Source organism: Aequorivita sediminis (assembly GCF_032080575.2).
GTDB lineage: Bacteria > Bacteroidota > Bacteroidia > Flavobacteriales > Flavobacteriaceae > Aequorivita > Aequorivita sediminis.
On the sequence record NZ_JAVLSO020000013.1, the window covers coordinates 12679 to 34551 of the forward strand.

General features: G+C 35.0%; 17 protein-coding genes, 1 tRNA gene and 1 riboswitch. Of the genes, 12 read left to right on the top strand and 6 right to left on the bottom strand.

The genetic code is table 11. The features are described from left to right. Positions 1-13: 13 nt before the first annotated feature. Both RT250_RS13155 and RT250_RS13160 read left to right on the top strand, forming a co-directional pair. The gene (locus RT250_RS13155; protein ID WP_313115312.1) at positions 14-859 is read left to right on the top strand and encodes a transketolase; all 846 of its coding nucleotides are present in this window, start codon (positions 14-16) and stop codon (positions 857-859) included. A gap of 17 nt (positions 860-876) precedes the next feature. After that, a complete protein-coding gene (locus RT250_RS13160; RefSeq protein WP_313115315.1) occupies positions 877-1830 on the top strand; it encodes a transketolase family protein in 954 nt (317 codons plus the stop codon). Between the two features lie 154 nt (positions 1831-1984). Here RT250_RS13160 and RT250_RS13165 read toward each other — a convergent pair whose 3' ends face one another. Continuing rightward, positions 1985-2902 (bottom strand): FKBP-type peptidyl-prolyl cis-trans isomerase, encoded by a 918-nt coding sequence (locus RT250_RS13165; protein WP_313115317.1) that lies wholly within the window; start codon positions 2900-2902, stop codon positions 1985-1987. A gap of 76 nt (positions 2903-2978) precedes the next feature. Between RT250_RS13165 and RT250_RS13170 the strand changes: the two genes are divergently transcribed. Together RT250_RS13170 and RT250_RS13175 are read left to right on the top strand one after the other, a co-directional pair. Further along, positions 2979-3362 (top strand): RNA-binding S4 domain-containing protein, encoded by a 384-nt coding sequence (locus tag RT250_RS13170; RefSeq protein WP_139856695.1) that lies wholly within the window; start codon positions 2979-2981, stop codon positions 3360-3362. Positions 3363-3388: 26 nt separating this feature from the next. Next, positions 3389-3892 carry a phosphoribosyltransferase family protein gene (locus RT250_RS13175; RefSeq protein WP_139856693.1) on the top strand — a complete coding sequence of 168 codons (504 nt, stop codon included), beginning with the start codon at positions 3389-3391 and terminating at the stop codon, positions 3890-3892. On the opposite strand, the gene RT250_RS13180 is transcribed toward RT250_RS13175, so the two are convergent. Continuing rightward, the gene (locus tag RT250_RS13180) at positions 3884-4405 is read right to left on the bottom strand and encodes a shikimate kinase (protein WP_313115321.1); all 522 of its coding nucleotides are present in this window, start codon (positions 4403-4405) and stop codon (positions 3884-3886) included. The two genes, RT250_RS13175 and RT250_RS13180, sit on opposite strands and share 9 nt — an antisense overlap. 227 nt (positions 4406-4632) lie before the next feature. Here RT250_RS13180 and RT250_RS13185 point away from each other — a divergent pair. Next, positions 4633-4705, top strand: a tRNA-Lys gene (locus tag RT250_RS13185). 325 nt (positions 4706-5030) lie between these two features. Here the strand turns inward: RT250_RS13185 and RT250_RS13190 are convergent. Continuing rightward, positions 5031-6035 carry an endonuclease/exonuclease/phosphatase family protein gene (locus tag RT250_RS13190; RefSeq protein ID WP_313115323.1) on the bottom strand — a complete coding sequence of 335 codons (1005 nt, stop codon included), beginning with the start codon at positions 6033-6035 and terminating at the stop codon, positions 5031-5033. Positions 6036-6449: 414 nt separating this feature from the next. Here RT250_RS13190 and RT250_RS13195 point away from each other — a divergent pair, with 414 nt between their 5' ends. Beyond that, the gene (locus RT250_RS13195) at positions 6450-6998 is read left to right on the top strand and encodes a type 1 glutamine amidotransferase domain-containing protein (protein ID WP_313115325.1); all 549 of its coding nucleotides are present in this window, start codon (positions 6450-6452) and stop codon (positions 6996-6998) included. A gap of 378 nt (positions 6999-7376) precedes the next feature. Here the strand turns inward: RT250_RS13195 and RT250_RS13200 are convergent, their stop codons facing one another. Both RT250_RS13200 and RT250_RS13205 read right to left on the bottom strand, forming a co-directional pair. Then, positions 7377-11717 (bottom strand): carboxypeptidase regulatory-like domain-containing protein, encoded by a 4341-nt coding sequence (locus tag RT250_RS13200; RefSeq protein ID WP_313115328.1) that lies wholly within the window; start codon positions 11715-11717, stop codon positions 7377-7379. A 156-nt stretch (positions 11718-11873) separates the two neighbouring features. Then, positions 11874-13055, bottom strand: coding sequence for a helix-turn-helix domain-containing protein (locus RT250_RS13205; protein WP_313115330.1), 1182 nt, complete (start codon positions 13053-13055; stop codon positions 11874-11876). Between the two features lie 551 nt (positions 13056-13606). Between RT250_RS13205 and RT250_RS13210 the strand changes: the two genes are divergently transcribed. Then, on the top strand, positions 13607-15316 hold the full coding sequence (locus RT250_RS13210; RefSeq protein WP_313115331.1) for a tetratricopeptide repeat protein: 1710 nt from the start codon (positions 13607-13609) through the stop codon (positions 15314-15316). 123 nt (positions 15317-15439) lie between these two features. Here RT250_RS13210 and RT250_RS13215 read toward each other — a convergent pair whose 3' ends face one another. Next, the gene (locus RT250_RS13215; protein ID WP_313115333.1) at positions 15440-17041 is read right to left on the bottom strand and encodes a fibronectin type III domain-containing protein; all 1602 of its coding nucleotides are present in this window, start codon (positions 17039-17041) and stop codon (positions 15440-15442) included. A gap of 507 nt (positions 17042-17548) precedes the next feature. Next, positions 17549-17644, top strand: a riboswitch (TPP riboswitch). Between the two features lie 129 nt (positions 17645-17773). On the opposite strand from RT250_RS13215, the gene thiS reads away from it, so the two are divergent. The 5 genes from thiS to thiE are packed head-to-tail and all read left to right on the top strand — an operon-like array spanning position 17774 to position 21853. Further along, positions 17774-17977 (top strand): sulfur carrier protein ThiS, encoded by a 204-nt coding sequence (gene thiS, locus RT250_RS13220; protein WP_313115334.1) that lies wholly within the window; start codon positions 17774-17776, stop codon positions 17975-17977. Positions 17978-18022: 45 nt separating this feature from the next. Then, complete coding sequence (thiC, locus tag RT250_RS13225; protein ID WP_313115336.1) at positions 18023-19882, top strand: phosphomethylpyrimidine synthase ThiC; 1860 nt, start codon at positions 18023-18025, stop codon at positions 19880-19882. Positions 19883-19885: 3 nt separating this feature from the next. Beyond that, complete coding sequence (locus RT250_RS13230) at positions 19886-20482, top strand: thiamine phosphate synthase (RefSeq protein ID WP_313115338.1); 597 nt, start codon at positions 19886-19888, stop codon at positions 20480-20482. Then, positions 20469-21233, top strand: coding sequence for a hydroxymethylpyrimidine/phosphomethylpyrimidine kinase (locus RT250_RS13235; RefSeq protein WP_313115340.1), 765 nt, complete (start codon positions 20469-20471; stop codon positions 21231-21233). The genes RT250_RS13230 and RT250_RS13235 overlap by 14 nt, the downstream gene beginning before the upstream one ends. Then, complete coding sequence (gene thiE / locus RT250_RS13240) at positions 21230-21853, top strand: thiamine phosphate synthase (RefSeq protein ID WP_313115342.1); 624 nt, start codon at positions 21230-21232, stop codon at positions 21851-21853. The genes RT250_RS13235 and thiE overlap by 4 nt, the downstream gene beginning before the upstream one ends. Positions 21854-21873 lie beyond the last annotated feature (20 nt).

Below are 21873 nucleotides of genomic sequence, written 5' to 3' on the forward strand. Positions count from 1 at the left end.
ATTAAACTATGTTATGGCAGATTACAAAGCACTTGAAGATTTAGTAATTCAGGTACGAAGAGATATTCTTCGACAGGTACACAAAGTAAATTCGGGACATCCGGGAGGTTCATTAGGGTGTGCAGAATTTTTTGTTGCACTTTACAACGAATTAATGGATCACGATAATGATTTTTCTATGGACGGCGAAAACGAAGATATCTTCTTCCTTTCAAACGGACATATCTCTCCAGTTTTTTACAGTGTTTTAGCGCGTTCTGGGTATTTCCCAGTAGAAGAACTAAACACTTTCCGCCTTTTAGATTCTCGTTTACAAGGTCATCCAACTACTCACGAAGGGTTGCCAGGTATTCGTATGGCTTCTGGCTCTTTAGGTCAAGGGATTTCAGTTTCTATTGGAGCTGCTCAAACTAAAAAGTTGAATAACGACAATCACATTGTTTATACGCTTTGCGGTGATGGTGAGTTACAAGAAGGTCAGAACTGGGAAGCTATTATGTATGCTGCAGGAAATAAAGTGGACAACCTAATTGTTACCATCGATTTAAACGGACAGCAAATTGACGGTTCTACAGAAAATGTACTTCCTTTAGGAAATATGAAAGCTAAGTTTGAAGCTTTTGGCTGGGATGTAATGGATATTGAAGAAGGAAATAACATTGAAGCTGTAATAACTGGAATGAAAAAAGCCAAAGAAAAAACTGGAAAAGGAAAACCAGTATGTGTGCTTTTACGTACAGTAATGGGTAATGGTGTAGATTTTATGATGCACACTCACGATTGGCACGGGAAAGCGCCAAACGACGAGCAATTAGAAAATGCACTTTCACAGAATCCTGAAACCTTAGGAGACTATTAAAATTGAAAAAAATCAAGATGAAAAAATATACAGATTCAGGCAAAAAAGATACACGATCAGGTTTTGGTGACGGACTTACCGAGCTTGGAAAGAAAAACAAAGACGTAGTTGCGCTTTGTGCAGATCTTACAGGTTCACTTAAAATGGATGAATTCAAGAAAAATCATCCTGAACGTTTCTTCCAAATAGGAATTGCTGAAGCTAATATGATAGGAATTGCAGCTGGAATGACTATAGGAGGCAAGATACCTTTCACTGGAACTTTTGCCAACTTTTCTACAGGAAGGGTTTACGACCAAATTCGTCAAAGCGTTGCCTACAGTGGTAAAAACGTAAAGATTTGTGCTTCACACGCAGGTATTACTTTAGGTGAAGATGGGGCAACACACCAAATTTTAGAAGATATTGGTTTAATGAAAATGCTTCCAGGAATGACTGTAATTAACACTTGCGATTACAATCAGACTAAAGCTGCCACCATTGCAGTTGCTGAGCACGAAGGACCTGTTTACCTTCGTTTTGGAAGACCAAAAGTAGCTAACTTTACTCCTGCCGATCAAAAGTTTGAAATCGGAAAAGCTATTCAGTTACAAGAAGGAACCGATGTAACTATTATTGCAACAGGGCATTTAGTATGGGAGGCTTTACAAGCTGCGGAAACCTTACACGAAAATGGTATATCTGCCGATGTAATAAACATTCACACCATCAAGCCTTTGGACGACGAAGCGATTTTAAAGAGCGTTAAGAAAACGGGCTGTGTAGTTACTGCAGAAGAGCACAACTACCTTGGTGGATTAGGAGAAAGCGTTGCTAGAGTTCTTTCAACACAGCATCCAGCGCCACAAGAGTTTGTTGCTACTCAAGACACCTTTGGTGAGTCTGGAACACCAGAACAACTAATGGATAAATACGGATTAAATGCTTCAGCAATTGTTTCTGCGGCTAAAAAAGTTATTGCTCGAAAATAGCAGTCGAGACGATACAATCAGAAACAAAAAATCCCCACTTTAAGCAAGTGGGGATTTTTTTTATATGTAATTGTCATTAGAAAAAGACGTGAAACTTAATGTTACATAAAGAAGCTAAAAGCATCTATTCTCTTTGTCTAAACAATTTGTTGTTTTAGACTGTTGGATCTAAATAATCTGGGATTCCATTTCCGTTTGTATCAGGGAAAAAGATTTCACCGTCAATAATTTCAATCTCGTACTCTGTAAGTCTACCGTCGCCGTCATCGTCATCATCTAGATAATTTGGAACTCCGTTGTCGTCGGTATCGTCATCAGTTAGAATCTGATTGTTGTTTAAGTCCTCCATATACGAAGGGATTCCATCGTTATCGTGGTCTGCTACTTCAGAAGCAAATAATTCAAATGAGAAAATTAATTGATCGTAAGGAAGTAAATCCCCCGCTGGTGGATATTGATAGTACCCTAATCCAGAAGGCACAAACACAGCTCCAATTCCATAGTCTTCAAAAGAAAGCGTTCCGTCAGGGTTTGAAATTATATTTCCAGCACCTTTAAACTCGATGATAGCTTGTTGTAAACCTCTAATAATCCCTGGACTACTTGGACCATCTACTAGGCTAAAACGCACAGGAATTACTGAGTTATCAAACAATTCAAGATTTAAAAATCTTCCGTCGTAAGTATTAATAGTATAATCTGAGAAGTTTGGTCGCTCCCCTGCTCCTTCACGAACTTTTAAATAGTATAACTTATACTTTACGTCCATATCCACAGCATCAATTACTTCCTTATATGAAACTTGTTCAATTAAAGGCGTTTTTGAAGCGTTATCACCAGCGATAGTATCAAAAACTAATTTGAAGTTTTCTGGATCGGCTTGAAAGTCTTCGTAGTTATAAAAGTGTGTTTCTAGAAACTCTTCTATTTCAGCTTGTGCTCTAATAGCTTCCTCCCCACGATCTCTAGGTGGTGGTGGCGGTGGTGTATCGTCTTCATCTTTTTTACAAGAAACAGTAATAGTAAGCATTGCAATAAAAATTGCAAGTCCGTATTTTATTTTTGTCATCATCTCAATTTTGTGGGCGCAAGATACAATTTTCCCCTATTTTTGTATATCATATTAACGTTGTTTTTAGGATAAATGTATGCGGATTGATAAGTATTTATGGTGTGTTCGGTATTTAAAAACCAGAAACATGGCTACTCAGGCTTGTAAAAAAGGAGCTGTACGGGTAAATGGCGATATAGTAAAACCCTCTCGGGATGTTTACCCAGGGGATGTTATTACGCTACGAAAAAATCAGATAAACTATCAAATTGAAGTGTTAGATTTACCCCCAAATCGAGTTGGGGCTAAGCTTGTAGGACTTTATAGAAACGACATTACTCCAAAAGAAGCTTTTGAAACAAATGAATTGCTTCAATACGCTAAGAGTTATTACAGAAAAAAAGGTGTAGGAAGGCCAACTAAAAAAGACAGAAGAGATTTAGATGATTTTATAGAATCCCCGGAGGACGAAATAGAATAGTTACAATTTTGAAAAACACATAGTAGATGCAAGAAATAGATACAGTTATTTTGGATAAGAAGCAGATTGCTCACAAAATAAAAAGAATAGCATATCAAGTATATGAAACCAATGTAAACGAAAAAGAAGTGGTGATTGCTGGAATTATAGGCAATGGGTATGTACTTGCAAAAAAGATAAAAACCGAATTAGAAAAAATCTCTCCTATAAAAGTTATTTTATGCGAAGTGAATATCGATAAGAAAAATCCTATTTCGAAGATTGAAACTTCTTTAAAGCCAGAAGAATACAAAAACAAGTCACTTTTACTAGTTGATGATGTATTACACTCCGGCACAACACTAATTTACGGGATAAAGCATTTCTTAGAAGTGCCTTTGAAGCAGTTTAAAACTGCGGTTCTAGTAGATAGAAACCACAAGAAATACCCTGTAAAAGCAGATTTTAAAGGGATTTCGCTTTCAACGTCTTTAAATGAAAATGTTTCTGTGATTTTTGAAAAAAATAACGACAGAGCGGTTTTAGAGTAAGGTTGAAGTTATTTCTTTAACCACTTCATCTATACTTTTATTTTCAACTTCAACAATTTTGTTGGCTTGATTGTAGTAGTACACTCTTTCAAAAAGGTGTTTACGAATAAAATCGTTTAGCAATTCTTCTGTTTCGAGGTGCGATAATAATGGGCGACTATCTTTTTCTAAAAACAAACGCTTAGTAAGTACTTCTAACGGCGCTTTTAGGTAAACCGATGTTACATTGTCTTGATTGGCAAGAACTGTAATAGAGTCGGCGTAACAAGGCGTACCTCCGCCAGTTGCCAAAACAAAGCTTTTATCTAGGGCTAGGATCTCTTTTAGGATTGTATTTTCAATTTTTCTGAAGTAGATCTCTCCTCTGGTTGAAAATATTTCAGAAACGGTTGTTCCTTCTCTATTTTCGATTTCAGCATCTAAATCTTTAAAGGGAAGATTTAAAACTTCTGCTAGTTTTTTACCAATTGCAGATTTTCCACTTCCCATATACCCTATTAGAACAATTTTCATTTGCTTTTAAAATTATATTATTAGCATTTTCAAGCGGGAAAAACGCTTATATTTTAGATAATTCCCTTTGTTTTGACAAAATTAGAATAAAAAATGCATTTGTGAGCCACTGAATTTCAGGCAATTTAAAATTAATTTAAAATTTTATTCGTTTTCGTTTTGAAAGTATAAATTAATGATAGTATATTTGCACCCGCCTACCGAAAGAAAGGCAACAACAAAAGGACGACTTGGTAGCTCAGTTGGTAGAGCACCTCCCTTTTAAGGAGGTGGTCCTGGGTTCGAGCCCCAGCCAAGTCACAAATTAAAAATCAAATCCCGATCGAAAGTCGGGATTTTTTTGTTTAGAACAATAGTTATTGGGGATCAAGAACAATTGTGGATCAAGAACAATTGTTGTGTTTATGCAAAAATCGTTGTAAATCTACACAGGTAGAGTTCATGCGAGAACGGAGAGAACGAAAGGGGAATTGAGGGGAGTGCTGTTCAAATAGCAGCATAACTATCCATTGTAAAATATTAAATTACTTAACCAATAAAGGAACATTAACTTGGAACTGATTTCATTCTTTAAATATCTCAACAATTCAAATTTGATTTCAAAACTGAAAATTTTTCATATAATTCATTTCTCTTCAAGTACAAGCTCTATATAAATAGGGAAATGATCGGAACCAATATCTGCAAGTTTTTCTAGTTTTTGTACACTAAATTCATCGGTAACAAAAACGTGATCTAATGGCCACCTCATAAGAAAATTCTCAGCATTAAAACTATTGAAGAACCCTCTGCCTACTCTCACATCGTAGAGTATATTTTTAGTATTAGTTAGTTTATCCACTTTAGACCACACTACATCGTTTAAATCACCAGCTACCACTGTTGGGAATTCACGATTGTTAATCATTTTACCCATTTTCATCAAGGCCTTTTCTTTCTGACCGGCATTATCAGGTAATTTTTCAAAATGGGTTGGCGGCACAGGATGCATACAAAACAAACTTAGTTTTTTTCCATTATTTAATAAAATTGTACTCTCAAATGATGGTACATTTTCGTTATTGAGATAATAAATTTCCTTTTTTAATAAGGGAAGCTTACTGTACAAAATCATTCCATAAGTGTTATCTAATATTACCTTCTGCGAAAAGGGATACTCATTTTCAAAGATTTCAAGTTTATTATCCCACCAACTATCAACCTCCATGGCTAAGATTAAATCGGGACTTTTATGTTTGATAATGGAGGTTAGACTTTGTGAATTTCTATTAGACTTTTTAACATTAGCTAATAGTAAACTAAATTGAGCATCTTTAGAACTTATAGTTTTTGATGATGGTACTGCTTCAGCCACCAATGATGTATAGTTTATTATGTATGATCCATTTACTACAATTCCAGATATTAAAAATAACAAAATCAAGTATTTGTACCACCTCCATTTTTTTACAACAAATAAAATTACAATTAAACAAGATATAGAAATTATAAAATACTGAATACGAGGAAAATCCATCATTTTTAAAATGCGACTTTCAGTATTTCTAAAAATTGAAAGTATAGAAAAAACTGCTATTAGCAGCGCAATGGTATAAAGAACAAACTTTAATACGTTTTTCAACATTTTCATTCTATGAAGTTATGTAAAAAAGTTTAGAAAATATGATAAATAAAAAGAACACTTCACCCTATCTCTTCTAGAACGTAATGGACCTATTGCCCTACAAATGAAAAGTTTTAAAAATTGATATGTGAAATCACTTTTGTAAATACAAAAAATTCTATTTGCATGAGTTAAATGAAAATGTATAAAAGAAATAAATAATTCGGCAAAATCTTTAGACAATTAAAAGTATATAGCTGTTAGCAAGAATTAGATTTACTTTTGGAGAAGCTTGTTACCAACAAAGATTTTAAACTCGCACTTCTCTTATTTCTAATGATTTTAACGCTTTTTATCACAGGTTTACAATTTACTTAATATAGTAAACGCGCTGTGAATCTTATCTTTACATAAAAGAAAAATTAATTAAAAATTAAAGTTATGAATAAGAGGATAGCCATATTGGCAACCGATGGATTTGAAGAAAGTGAGTTAAAATCTCCAAAAGAAGCAATGGAGAAAGAAGGCTTTGACGTTCATATTGTAAGTCCGAACTCCGGAAAAATTAAAAGTTGGAGCCAAGGAAATTGGAGTGATGAATACGAAGTAGATAAGGTGCTAAAGGATGTGAGTGCTAACGAATATAATGCCCTAGTATTACCTGGTGGTGTTATTAATCCGGATAAGTTACGTACAAATGAAGATGCTATCGAATTTATTAGAGATTTCTTTAAACAAAAGAAACCGGTAGCAGCTATCTGCCACGGCCCTTGGTCTTTAATTAATGCAGAAGTTGTAGAAGGTAGAAAAATGACATCTTACGCTTCTATTCGAAAAGATTTAGAAAACGCAGGTGCAAATTGGGTTGACGAAGAAGTAGTTGTTGATCAGGCATTTGTTACTAGCCGAAATCCAGACGATTTACCAGCATTCAATAGTAAATTAATTGAGGAAATTAAAGAGGGGAAGCACGAATTGCAACACGCTTAATAATTTAATTAATCACATATCCCTGAATTTAAAAAATAGATTTGACCATCAGGTTAAATCTATTTTTTTTGGAAAAAACATGCTGATTTTATTAAATCTCTAGAAGATATGGATGCGAATTGTTATAAGACTTAGGACGTAGGACGTAGGACGAAAGATATAAAGACTTAGGACATGAGACCTATATGCGTCTCTGATATAGGTTGACTACTTAAGGCTTGGGGAACTGTTTAAGGAAAAGTTTAACATTACATGTAGGATTCGTGAGGTAGCGGGGGATTGTTATAGTTGGGAGTTAGCTTTTCACTTTTAACCATCAAAAAAGCTGCCTAAATCCTGAGAGTTAGACAGCTTTAAAGATTCCTACTTACGTTTTATTTAATGGACAATCAGTTTTTTAGAAGAAGTTCCAAATTCTGATACTACATTAATAATGTAGGTACCTGAAGAAATATCTAGGTTCATTAAAGATGTACCTGCTTCTTTTATAGATTTGCTTAATACTCTTCCATGCATATCTATAACACTTACTTCAGCTTTCTCTGCAAGTACTATTGCAAATATTCCTGATGTTGGGTTTGGATAAATTTGGAAAGCATCCTTTTTGTAGCTTTCTACATCGAGCAAGGTGATTAATACTTCAGTTTTTTCAGACATACCAGTTTCATAAACTGCCTCGACCTCGGCTAAATGGGTTCCATTGGTAAGATTTTCTAAAGTAAATGTTGTTTCGGTTACGGAAGAAGAAACAAGTTCCCCATCTAGATATATATTATACGAAATTTCATGATTGTAATTCTTTTCATAAGTGACATCATCAATCATAACGAAATAAGTATCGTTACTTATATAGTTAATAGCAACATATTTGGTTTCTTCTGGAGCGTTAAAACTATATTCGGTCCAGTTTTCTGGCACGGTGATTTCGCCACCAAAAGCTGTAAAATCTGAAGGTTCACTTCCTGAGGTAGAATATAAAACCTTTATTGTTTCAGGGTCTGATCCCAAAAGCGACGAAGCATTAAACCTAAATTCGCCAGGACCTGCAGGAATTATCAACCAATCGTTATTAGCACCGTTTGGCCCAGCAAATGCAGTTAGATACCTTCGACCTGATAATGCTTCAAGATCAATAGCTGGAATCGTTGAGTATGGATTAAACACCATAAAGGACATTGGTACACCAGCATTTGGCCAAGTGAAGTTTGTATAGGTATAGGTTTCAAGACCATCTAAATCTTTAAGTATATAATTACCTATATTTTCTCGTTCAAAATCTTGATATCTTTCAATTTTATCTGTAAAAGATTGATGAAGTGTCCAATCAAGTCTAGCAGAAGACGCCCCTTCGATAGTAGCTATTAGGTTTGCTGGCTGTACTTTTAAAAGTGTAAGCGGTATAACTAGGGTGTTATTATCCTCTACGGTTACATTGGTAAGCTCTACAATTTCATAATTCTCTAATTCTACTCTTATGGTGTAATCTCCTGTTAATAAATCAGAGAATGTTAATGAGTTTGTAGCATTAGGGATAAAGCCCTCAACGAAATTATCGGCATTCCAAATAGAGATATAAGCATCTTCGGCACTTCCAAAATCTGTGTTTATTTCTAGCGTAAAATCAAAGAACATATTATGTTGAATTTCATTAGAAATTCCTTTTTCTGACATCAGATTCGTTTCATAAAGAGCGCTAATCCCGTATTTATACATATTAGGTTCTTGATCGATTAGAGAAGTATCGCTGAAAGTAGTTTCGGTAATTGGTGTAGGTGTTAATTCTGTCCAATCATTTACTGTTGCTGGGCTCCTGTAAACCTTGTACCCGGAAGGGTTAGCATCCATTGTATTGTTTACAATACCATATATAGTCCAGTTTTTATTAGTAAGGTTTAACCCTGTCCAAACACCATTTTCATATTTCATTCCACCTTTTCTTCCAGGTACACCAGGCCCATCGTCTAGGCCTATTGGGTAAGCTCCGTATTGTCCGGCTAAGAACTCTATACCTATCCACAGCTCTTTTGACACATCTATAGGTAAAGACGTGGAGAGCTCGAAAACATACCATCCTTCTTCTGAAATAGATGCAGGTTGTGAATAAACTAATTGCTCTGCATTTTCACCTTCAAAAACCTTAACGATAATTTCGGCATTATTAGAAATATATGCTTTCACGTGTGTAAGCTTAGCATCTTCGTCAATTTGTGTTTCTAAATCGGAAGTTTCGAACCTAATTCCAGAAATAAAAGGATCTCCTCCATTACCCCACTTTTCGCCAGTAGTATTAAAACTTCCCCAGCCAATAGTTTTCTCGTTGAAGTATCCTACTGGTATACTCCAATCCACTTCACCTACTCCATTATTGTTTACCGCCACAATATCAACTGGTTTATGCAATGCTAGTTCTAATTGAAATGGGTCTAAATTGTAATCTGCCAATTCGCTTGTAAAAGTTATATTCTCCGATACATATAGCGGGTGAAAAACTTCGAGTCCGTATTCTTTTCCTCCGAATGCATCTAAAGTAAAGTTCCCTAAAGCATCCGTAGTTGTTACATAGTCTGAATAGCCAGCTAAGGTTAAGGTAGCTCCTTCGATTGCTGTTCCATTTTCATCCTTTACAGACCCAGAAATTACAATTGGATTTGCATTTGTAAGCGCTGCATCTAATATAAGTTCTTGGTTTGCTGCTATAGTAAAATTTGTTTCATAAGTATTATAAGTATCCTTACTAAATGTAGCCAAATAATCTCCGGGCATTAATGCTGGAACTGTATAAACCCCTAACTCATTTGTTAGTGCTATTTCTGTTTGATATGCTGAAGCTCCTTCTGGTGTAATTGTAACTGTTACTCCTTCTATAGGGGAGTTATCATCTAAGAGCCTAACTGTTCCTGCTAGACTACCATGGTCTGTCCTTTTTTCCAATACTATACTTGGTATAGTAGGTACTTCCTCAGTAGACCAAGCCGGTGGCTGGTTTGTTATTAGACTTAAGTCTGTAGAATAGCCAATAGAATAATAGGTACGCATACCTTCTACAGGAGTGTTATAAAACTCTCTAGGATTTACCGAAGGTGGGTTTGCCACTAACGGCTTAACGATAGTAATTATAACGTTTTCACCACTTGCAGCATCATAATAAAATGGCTGATCTAAATCTATTGTAATAGCATTTCTCCCTGCTGGGAATTCAATATAACCATCAAATAAGAGTTTTTGATCTCCAAAAAACTCCCAAACAGCATTATTAAGGGTAGTTCCAAATGTTTCTCTATTTGTTGTACTCATATAGATTTTATATCGACTTGAAGTAGTAGTTCCTAAGTTACCAAAGTATGAAAGTGAAGTGATAAGACCTGTACTTCCAATTTGATCGGCTGTATAAATACTTTGTGATATAATGGATGATCTGCTAAGTTCAAAAACTTGGTCTGAAGCTTTATTACCATTAGTAACAGATACTTGGTTTTCATCCATTCCTGAATAAGCAGAAACTTCCGCAGGTATACCAAGGCTATCAGGGCTAGTTTGTGCAATTATTTCATAAGTATAAAGATTAAAATCTGGAATTTCAGTTTCGGTATACGTAGTATTTGCATGCATTTCAGCAAGAGTTTCTGTTAGGTTTCCTAACTTTCTAATAATAGTATACCCAACTACTGGATTTTCAAGCGTACCCCCTAAAACACCATAATCGACTTCATCCCAAGAAATTACAGTTTGTAAACTTGCGTTTTGTGTAAAGGTTATATTTTTTGGGGCTCCAGGAATAGTTTCATATCCAAAAAACGTAAGCGGGGTTGTATGAACAACTCCATTTCCTAAATTATTATACGGTACAAACCTGTGAATATATGAACCTCCTTCAGGTAATATATCAACATAGGTCATACTCTCACCTACAGCACCACTTAAATCTGCAATTTCTGTCAAGTTCATAGGATTTGTACCTCTATAAACTTTAACCCCTGTAATGTCGGTTAAAGGATTACCGGCTTTATCAACAACTGGGTTATTCCAATTGAAAGTAACTTCTATATCATTTCCTAATACAGTATTCACAGATAAATCAGTAATTGTATTTGGGGCTTGTGGTTCTACATTATGGACAAACTGTATATCGTCTACCAACATCATAACAGCTTGAGAAACACAGTTAATCGCAAGGTGTTTTGCTCCAGGTGGTATTATATATTCATATTTTGTCCAATTTGTTGTAGGCGAAGTAGTATTCCCTCCATTAAACAATATGAAGTCTTCGGTATTTGATCCCGACATAGAATATCCTACTTTAAACTCATCGGGTCCAGAATAATCGAATGAACTTTTTACATAAAAGGATAATACTCCACCAGGGTGACTTTGAAGTTCATCAGAAATTAACCAGTCGTTTGCCGGACCACTATATGAAGATACACTAGCAAAATATTTATCGCCAGAGTGAGGTATATACGCATCTAATGTGTTTGGTGGATTTGTTTGCGAGGGTGTGTAAACAAAAAAACCCAATGGCCCGCCCTTTCCAGGGAAGCTTTGAAATGGTCCGGCGGTATTTAAGCCATCCAAATCAAGTGAAGTCCACCCTTCTAAATTGGTTTGCGAAAAATCTGCTTGTTGTTCTACATCCTCCATAAAGGGTTGTAATAAATTCTGTGACCACCCTTTGAAAGCAAAGAGCAAAGCCAAGAGAATAATTGTGTACGTTTTTTTCATTATTGAATTTTAGATTAGAAAATTTATCTGCACCCGAAAAGAGTACGATTTTATTGCCTAGCAAACTAATCGATTTAGGGGTAATTCACCAATTTATTGTCCTCCTTTTAGACCCAAACAAATACTTTTAAACACAAGACATTTACGTTCAGCAACTTAACAACTGGTGCGTGATTTGCGATAGACTGCAGGAGTTACGTTTTCCATATCTTTAAAGAACCTATAAAAAACGGACATTGTTTTAAATCCTGATTCTGCAGCAATACCTTCGATTGTGTAATGGAATAGATTTTTATCTGAAAGCAATCTTTTGCTTTCTTCAATTCGCAACTCGTTTATATAATTATAAAACGTTTTGTTTAAATTGTGGTTAAGCACATGTGAAATTGCATTCCTTTTTTCTGACAATTCAGTTGCTAGATCGTTAAGGCAAAAGTTTGGATTTTTATAAGGCTTCTTCTCTTTCATTAACTTGTCTAGTTTTTCTATTATTTCACTTTCTATTTCTGGTTCATTATTAAAGGTTTCGCGAATTATACTTGCCTCGTTATTCAGCTTTGTTTCAAAAGGTTTTACTGTATTTACTGAGCTGACTTTAGAAATAGGAATAGGCCGACTGAAAAGGATAGGATACTTATATATCATAAGTGTTATATAAAAAATACTAATTGCGATTACTGCGTGATAAGCCATATACAATAGATAAGGATCTATATAAGTAATTTTAATTATTGCCGAAACCCCACCTATTATAAAGACTGAAGCGAAGCTATAGTTAATAATATGAAACCATTCTAGCTTCCTGCTTTCTATTTCGGAGTATTGTTCTTGGAGGATTTGATACCTTTTCTTTAGAATTCGATTAGTTTTAATGAAATAGATAGGCCCTTGTAGAGTAGCTACGTAAGAACTTATATTCATTCTAAAATTATACCATTCATGTTTACGCATATTTGCTATAGAGAAGTCGCTACTTACAAATAAATAAAGAGTGAAGCCTAAATAAATATAAATTGGTAAAAAATGTAAATGGTCCTTTTTTTGAAACTTTTTGTATTCATAAAACATAAATTTTGCATACAAATATATTGGCGGAAACAATGTAAGAGCTAGCATTGGTCCTATAAAAGTAGTAAGGGTAACGCTAAAAAATGGTTCTTTGTGTATGAATGCAAAAAACCAGTAACACGAAAAACCCCAAGCAAAAAGAAGCAAGGCAAGTATATTGTTGGAATATGGTCTTCGTTTATCTTTTAACAGAAGATATATACCAGTGAAAGCCTGTGAAGCACCGAAAAGCATTAAAATAGAAAAGTAGGATTCAATTTTGGGGTACATAAAAAACTATTTAAATAGAACTCTGTAAACTTAACTATTTATCCAAACAGTTTTATTCATCCTAGTATACGATATTTGAAAATTAATTAAAAACGGTCAACCCTAATCAGGGATGTTTAGATATGTTTTATTTTGGATATATACATAATCAAATGCTGCGTTAACTTGATTGGATTCAAAAACAGGAAATTAATTGGAATTATTTCTATCTCTGAAATCTTGAAAGAACCTTAATATTGCTATTGTTATTTTTTTTAACAAACTCATTGAATCTGGCAGACTATAGCCATATATCCATTAACGCCACTTGTTGTTTTTCTCGGTTATAAAAAACATTTCTAACAACGAGTTCGTCATTATAAGCACAAGCTAAGGAAGCTGTTTTTACCGAGTACAAAACCGAATTGTAAAACTTTAAAACTAGTCAATAGTAATTCGTAAGTGAAGTCAGTTTTAGCAAAGCATAGCATCTTAGCTAGTTCTCATTTTTAATTGAATGTATCCCTTCATTGAACATAAACATTGTTTATGTATTTAAGTATTTTTGACAAATGCGATGGTTCCCTAAGTTTAACATTTTGCTAGCTATTAAATTCACATTAATAACCGCTGTATTACTTGTAGTGGTCTATTTTTCTATTGGATTTTTTATGGGCTCTACTAAATTTTTCTCTCCTACTCGAAGTAGAGATGAGATTCCTCAAGAAATAACTTCTCTTTTAGATTCGGCCAAGTTGATTATTCGTCACGATCCGGTAAAAGCAGATTCTTTAAGTAAAGCTGCAAAGCAATTACTTCTAGGAAATAAAAATGATTCCCTACGCTATAAAATTGATTATACGTTAGGTGAAATTGCAGTTTACAGATCAAATTATCCTGAGGCTCTTCAATATTTACTAAGTTCTAAAGCAGTTCTTGAGAAAAATAAGGAAATGGATAGTATTACTCGTTTTGACTACGCTAGAACGTTGAATAAACTTGGACAAGTGTACTATGAATTAGAGAAGACCGACAAAGCCTTAAAGTATTTACAACAAAGTTTATCTATTTACAAAACACTATCTAAAGATGAGAATATAGTAAGAACGATTAGTAATATTGGAGGAATATACTATAAGGAAGGGCAGATACAAAAGGCCATAGATGCATACGAAGAAGTTTTAGGTTATGATAATCTTGACCAAATTGATGATATACAAATACTTTATTCAAATCTTGGAGGCTTAAACTTACTAATCGGAAAAAACATAGATGGTCTAGAATATTTAAATAAGGCGGAGTCTGTTATTCTCAAAGCCCAGTTAAAGGAAAAGAACACCTTACAATTATCAAAAGATTACTCGAGGGTACTATACAACAAAGCTTACTATTATCGCGGAGCAGGTGAAACGGATAACTATACAGAACATTTACTTAAGTCTTTAAAAGTTCTCGATACATTTTTTGCTCCTAATGAAGCCCGCGCACCTTTAATAAGTTTACACGAATTGTATCGTGAAAATGGCAATTACCAAGCGGCATATGAAACGCTTTTAAAGTATCAGAGTATTCATGATACACTTTTTAATTTAGAGAGTGAAAGGCAAATTGCTAAATTGGAGACACAACATGAAGTTTTCCGGAATCAACAAGCGATTGAATTAAAAAAGAGAAATACAGCGATGATGTATTGGGCTGCTCTTTCAGTGTTACTACTATTTCTGATTCTTGTTTTGATTTTTTTATACAGACAAAAGTTGAAATTTATAAAGGCCGAACAAGAAAGACATCGACTGGCAAAAAATAAATTATTGTTAGAATCTAAGTTAGATGTACAAGAGGAAATACTACATAAGAAGAAAAAGGAAGTACATCATTTAGCTTCTCAAATTGTAGAAAAGAATGAAAATATTTTAAGCCTAAAAGAGCATTTAAACCAAATTAACACCTCTGCTCAAAAGCACTTAAACCAAGGAAAAATAACTGAATTAATTAAGAATACTAGAGAGGGTAAGAATTTAGAGGCCGATAGAAAGCAATTTCTATTAAATTTAGAACAAAGTTCGGTAGTGATGTTTGAAAAGCTCGATACTGAATTCAATGGTTTAACTAATCGTCAAAAACACTTGGCAGCCTTAATAAAATATGGTTTTACAGCAAAAGAGATTTCAGTTTTATTTAATATTTCTCATAAATCTGTTCAAACTGGAAAGTACAGGCTAAAAAAAATATTGAAACTAACTAACGAACAAGATTTAGAAGTTTTTTTAAAAAAGTATTGAGTAATTATTCTCGCAGAAGTCCGTGTTTGTCTAAAAAATAACGGGCATTCTTGTAAATAACAAGATGACTGCCTCAAAAGTTAACTCTTGAAACAGCCATCAGAATTGGGGAGTATTTAAATTTTACTTTTTTAAGAATTTTTGAGTTCTTGTAATACCCTCTGCTTCTATTTTTACAAAATACATTCCTGGGGAAAACTTGTTTACGTCAACCTCTGTTCTTGTTGCATCTATAGTTTGTTCGAAAACTTTTTGTCCCATAATACTATAAATCTCCATTTTTGTGATAGGGTGTTGTGAAGTGATATTTAAAACATTCGACACTGGATTCGGGTAAATAGAAAAAGAATTGGTTTCAATACTGTTTGTTGAAAGTGTACCTACTTGTATAGCGTAATCTTCAACCTGTCCGTAAGTAACCCATGTACATCCATCTATCGGATACATATTTGCGTAAAACTCTTTAACTAATCGCATTCTTGTAATCCCGGCTAGAGCATTGGTTGGAACTTCCACGATTTTACTAATTTGAATTCCATCTTCACCATTACTATTTTCAAGGATTCCTATGTCATACCTTTCAGTAGTGTTATTAAAAGTGTTATCCTGATTCCAATCTATAAACAAGCTTACACCATCTTGATAATTCCCCCCTGTATTCCCTTCCACAATAATTTCATACGATTCGCCTGGTACTACTTGAGCTGAGATGTCTAAAAAATATTCGTGTGCTGGAGCTTCATCAAGAGCTGCAGGAGAACGATTTTCAATTCCCGCGAACTCAACGTTTGAAATTGGCTCGATAGTATCCAAATTACCTACTTGGCAATAAAAGTCGTTTGTGGTAAAATTAAATGGGATTGTAAAGATACTTTCTCCTTCGTTACACACTGTCTTTATGTAAACATCGTAAGAAGTTATTAATTCGAGATTATCAAGGATCACCTCTGTTGTACTACTAGGAACACTAACTTCAACACCGTTGCCTGTTCCTGGAGTGAACCCAGAAAAACCATATTCGACGGTGTAAGATTCCGCTTCAGGCCATCCATTCCAAACTATTGTAGCTTGGTTTGTTTCGATATTGGATGCTGCTACATTTTCAGGAATTAAACATCCTTCGGCTAATGTACAAACTCCATTTAATGTAAATACCCCATCCCAAGTTTCATTCACTAACCAATAATTTATCGCAGGGTTTGAGTAATTAACTCCTTCACCTTCTACTTCTACCCCGTTAATTTCCCATCCTACACGTTTTCCAAGAATCGACGCATGTGCAATTAATTGAATCCAATATTTCACGGGTTCAGTACCTGTACCTTCGAAATCTATAGCTTGTGGTAAATCTAAAACTACTCGTCTAATGTCAAAATCCTCTTCTTGATCTATAACTATTTGTGAAGTAGGAACAACATTACTAATTGTATCTCCAAGAACCAAACCTGGATGACCGTTATCATTATTAAAAAAAACCACATCTATAGACGCAATTTCGCCATCTTCAGTCCATAAATTCGCTTCTATTTGTTCTAATGAGAAGTTTGTAGTATTGGCTGAAAGTTGAAAGTCGTTAGCAATTGTTTGCCCGCCAGCATCCATGAAACCTTTAGATCTAATGTCATTTGCAGGATGGTCATGTGGGGAGCAATTGTTTTGACTATTTCCTAATATAGGCGTAAGAAATAGTAAAAGTAAGAAGCTAAGAGATAGAGTGTATTTCATAATATATAGTATTTAAAGTTTAGATTGATTTATTAAACTTTTCGCGAGCCTTGGATAAAATTTCACGATTTTATTTTGGTGCAATTTACAAAGGAATATGGTTTAGCAATGATTTTGACATACTACACACCTACTACATCAACAGATATTTTATTGATAATAAACAGATTGATTAAACAAAGTACACCTAAAATAACTTCAACCTTTTTTTAAATTAAATTAGAAGAATTCAAGTTAAGAGTCCTATTAAAACACTCCGTTATGACGAATTTTTTGAAACATTGGAGTAGCAAAAATGATTTTGTTTCGACTTTATTTGAATTCAAATAAAAAAAGACATAACATTTTAACACAGATACTCTTCATAATCTAATCCCACAATAATTCCCAAAACTCTTTAACAAAAAATCCTTCTATAACTTACTGTTACCTCACACACTACACCATCTTAAAATATTTCAAACTAACTTCCTTGGTTTTAAATAGAATTTATTAATAAGTTTGTGGGGTAAACTTTAGGGGTGTTCTAAAAATAAGAACTGAGAAAGACCCTTTGAACCTGATCTGGTTAGTACCAGCGAAGGGAAAAGTTAGCAATACATCATCCTAATGGATAGATGTATTTATACACTTTTTATAAAAGTACAGTATCCTAAACTGTGCTTTCATTTCAAATATTTTCCTTCTCAAAAACCTTTATCGTTTACAGCATACTTAAAACAATACTGTATTATGATTACTATTTGGGTTAACAAGAGAGCTATGGAAGTCAGCTCCGACTTCAACATTCTACAACTGCTAGAGAAAATAAAATCCCCTCAAGATGGTATTGCGGTAGCCGTAAACCACAGCATTATTTCAAAACATTTATGGAGTGCCACAAACTTGTCTGCCAATGACAAGGTTTTAATAATTCAAGCTACTCAAGGTGGATAATCTCTTCATTTTAATAAACTAACACAACTGCAAAAACTTTTCGATATGAAAAACAAGGACACTGCTCCAAAACAAGGAACAATCACAAGACAAGCGTTTCCAAATTCAAAAAAGATATACGTGCCGGGCAAATTGCATCCACAGATAAAAGTTGCAATGCGAGAAATCTCCTTAAGTGACACAAAAGACTCCCTAACAGGGAAGATAAGCCCTAACGAAGCTGTTACTGTTTATGACACTTCAGGTCCTTATACCGATCCAAATAAATCGATTGACGTACATAAAGGAATTGAAAGAATTCGCGAACCATGGATTTTAGACCGAAATAATGTAGAACAGCTAGAAGAATTCTCTTCAGAATACGCAAGGGAACGACTAAACGATAAAAGTTTAGACCATATGCGTTTTTCTAGCTTAAAGAAACCTTTACGAGCAAAAAAAGGGCAAAATGTTACCCAGTTACATTATGCCAAACAAGGAATTATAACGCCAGAAATGGAGTATATCGCTATTCGTGAAAATCAGCGTATTGATGAAATGACTGAAATTAGAAAACAACACAAGGGCGAGCATTTCGGTGCTTCCATTCCTTCTAAAATTACTCCGGAATTTGTACGAGAAGAAGTTGCTAGAGGTCGTGCTGTAATTCCGTCAAACATCAATCACCCAGAAGCAGAACCTATGATTTTAGGGAGAAACTTTTTGGTAAAGATCAATGCCAATATTGGAAATTCTGCCACTACTTCTTCCATTGAAGAGGAGGTTGAAAAAGCAGTATGGGCTTGCCGTTGGGGTGCAGACAATATTATGGATTTATCTACTGGTAAAAACATACACGAAACCCGCGAATGGATTATCCGAAACTCCCCTGTTCCTGTTGGAACCGTACCGATTTATCAAGCCTTGGAAAAAGTAAACGGCGTTGCAGAGGATTTAACTTGGGAGGTTTTTAGAGATACTTTAATAGAACAAGCCGAGCAAGGAGTAGATTATTTTACCATCCACGCTGGGGTTTTACTTCGTTATGTTCCTATGACGGCAAATCGAGTAACTGGTATCGTTTCTCGCGGTGGTTCTATAATGGCTAAATGGTGTTTAGCCCATCATAAAGAAAGTTTTTTATACACCCATTTTGAAGACATTTGTGAAATTTTAAAGCAATACGATGTAGCCTTTTCATTAGGAGATGGCTTACGTCCAGGTTCTATAGCCGATGCTAATGATGAAGCGCAGTTTGCTGAGTTAGAAACCTTAGGGGAACTGACTAAAATCGCAAGAAAACACGAGGTGCAGTGCTTTATCGAAGGTCCGGGTCATGTACCTATGCATATGATTAAGGAAAATATGGAGAAGCAAATAGAAGTTTGTGACGAAGCTCCATTTTACACTTTAGGGCCATTAACTACAGATATTGCTCCAGGCTACGACCATATTACATCTGGCATTGGTGCTGCTATGATAGGATGGTACGGATGTGCCATGCTTTGCTATGTAACGCCAAAAGAACATTTAGGCTTACCGAATAAAGAGGACGTTCGTGTAGGAGTAATCACCTATAAACTAGCTGCTCACGCCGCCGATTTGGCTAAGGGACACCCGGGAGCACAACATCGAGACAATGCTTTGAGTATGGCTCGTTTTGAATTCCGTTGGGAAGATCAGTTTAATTTAGGATTGGACCCTGAGCGCGCCCGAGAATACCACGATGAAACCCTTCCAGCTGCGGGAGCTAAATTGGCTCACTTCTGTTCTATGTGTGGTCCAAAGTTTTGTTCCATGAAGATTTCTCAAGAAGTCCGTGACTTTGCCGCTGTAAACGATATCGTGGATAACGAAGTCATCCAAAAGGGGATGGAAGAAAAAGCGGAAGAGTTTAAAAACAAAGGTTCTGAAGTCTATTTATAAATTATGCTAATTGTTATTGCTCCTGAAGTAACTATTTCTGAGGAAACAAACACGCTAAATCAACTTTTTGAAGCTGGTTTAGCGTGTTATCACCTTAGAAAACCCAAGATGAATTTGGACGAACATATTGCTTATCTGAATGCCATACATCCAAAATTTCACAATCGAATTGTGGTGCATTTATTTCATCAACTAGCAAACGAATTTCATCTTAAAGGTGTTCATTTTCAGGAACAGGCAAGAAAGACATTACTAAAGAACAAAACGACGGATTATTTTAAAGCGTTTCAAGCAAATAGTTTGACGATTAGTTCCTCTTTTCATAGTCCCGAGGATATTTCCAATTGCACTATGGATTTCGACTACCATTTTTTAAGCCCAGTATTTACTTCTATTTCAAAAAAAGAATATACCGGTCGCAAGTTTGATGTAAATAATATAGACAAAACAGTAATTGGACTAGGTGGTGTTAGTGCTGATAACATTAAAAAAATAAAAGCCCTCGGTTATAATGGCGTTGGCGTTTTAGGAGGCATTTGGAACACTGATAATCCTGTAGAATCCTTTAAAAAAATAAAAGACAGTTTTGAACCATCATAAATACATACTTAGCATTGCAGGTCACGACCCTTGCGGAGGTGCTGGGATAACTTCCGACATCAAAACATTTGCAGCCCACGGACTTTATGGCCTAAGTGTTTGCACAGCAATTACTATACAAAATGATAGGAATTTTAAACATTGTGTTTGGGTGGACACGGAGATTATTTTGGCCCAAATAGCTATTCTTTTTGAACGCTTTCCTATCGATACCGTAAAAATTGGATTAGTAGCATCTTGGCAATCATTGCTTCGTATTCTAGAAAAACTTCACGGTATCCATCCTTCTATAAAAGTTGTTTTAGACCCTATTTTTAAGGCTAGTGCAGGATTTGACTTCCATTCAGAAAAAGATCAAAAAAGCCTAGATGAAATATTAAAACACTGCTATATCATCACCCCGAACTACGATGAAATAATGAGTTTGTATCCGAATTTAGATTTTGAAGAAACGATTTCCTATATGAAGAAATTCACCAATGTCTATTTAAAAGGAGGGCATAGATTGGACAAAAAAGGATGGGATGAACTGCATCCAACAAATCAACAAAGCTATCAGATCCCTCCTATTGCTGCTAGTATTTATGAAAAACACGGCAGTGGCTGTGTGCTTTCCTCATCCTTAGCTAGCAATATTAGTTTAGGACAGGATTTACCAACTGCTTGTAATATGGCAAAGCTATATACCGAACAATTTTTAAACTCACACCCTTCCTTATTGGGAGTTCACCACAAAAATGAAATTATATGATTCCTAATTTACATTATATCTCTCAAGGCGAAACTCCGGAACAACATTTAGATAACATACAAAAAGCCTGTTCTCACGGAGCAGATTTAATCCAACTTCGACTTAAAAACGAAGAGGATATCACCATATTGAAAACAGCTGAAAAGGCACGGGAAATCACAAAGAAGTTTCAAACGAAATTAATTATAAACGACCATTATAAAATCGCGAAAGCTGTTGAAGCAGATGGCGTGCATGTAGGCAAAACAGATACTTGCCCAACTATTGCCAGACAGCATTTGTACGATTGGCAAATTATTGGCGGAACGGCAAACAACCTTCTAGACTGCCAAGAACTTATGGATAAGAAAGTAGATTATATAGGCTTAGGTCCCTTCCGATTTACAAGCACGAAAAAAAACTTGAGTCCGATATTGGGTTTAGAAGGCTATGTATCGATATTCCAAGAATGGAATTCAGAAACTCCCATTATTGCCATTGGCGGCATTACTATGAAGGACCTTCCTGGATTATTAAAAACAGGTATTTATGGAGTGGCAGTTTCGGGAGCAATTACAAAGGACTTTCATAACATCAAAGCCTTTCAAAAAAGATTAAGAACCCCTGTTAATCAGGTGTAAGCTTAAAAATTTAATAAGTA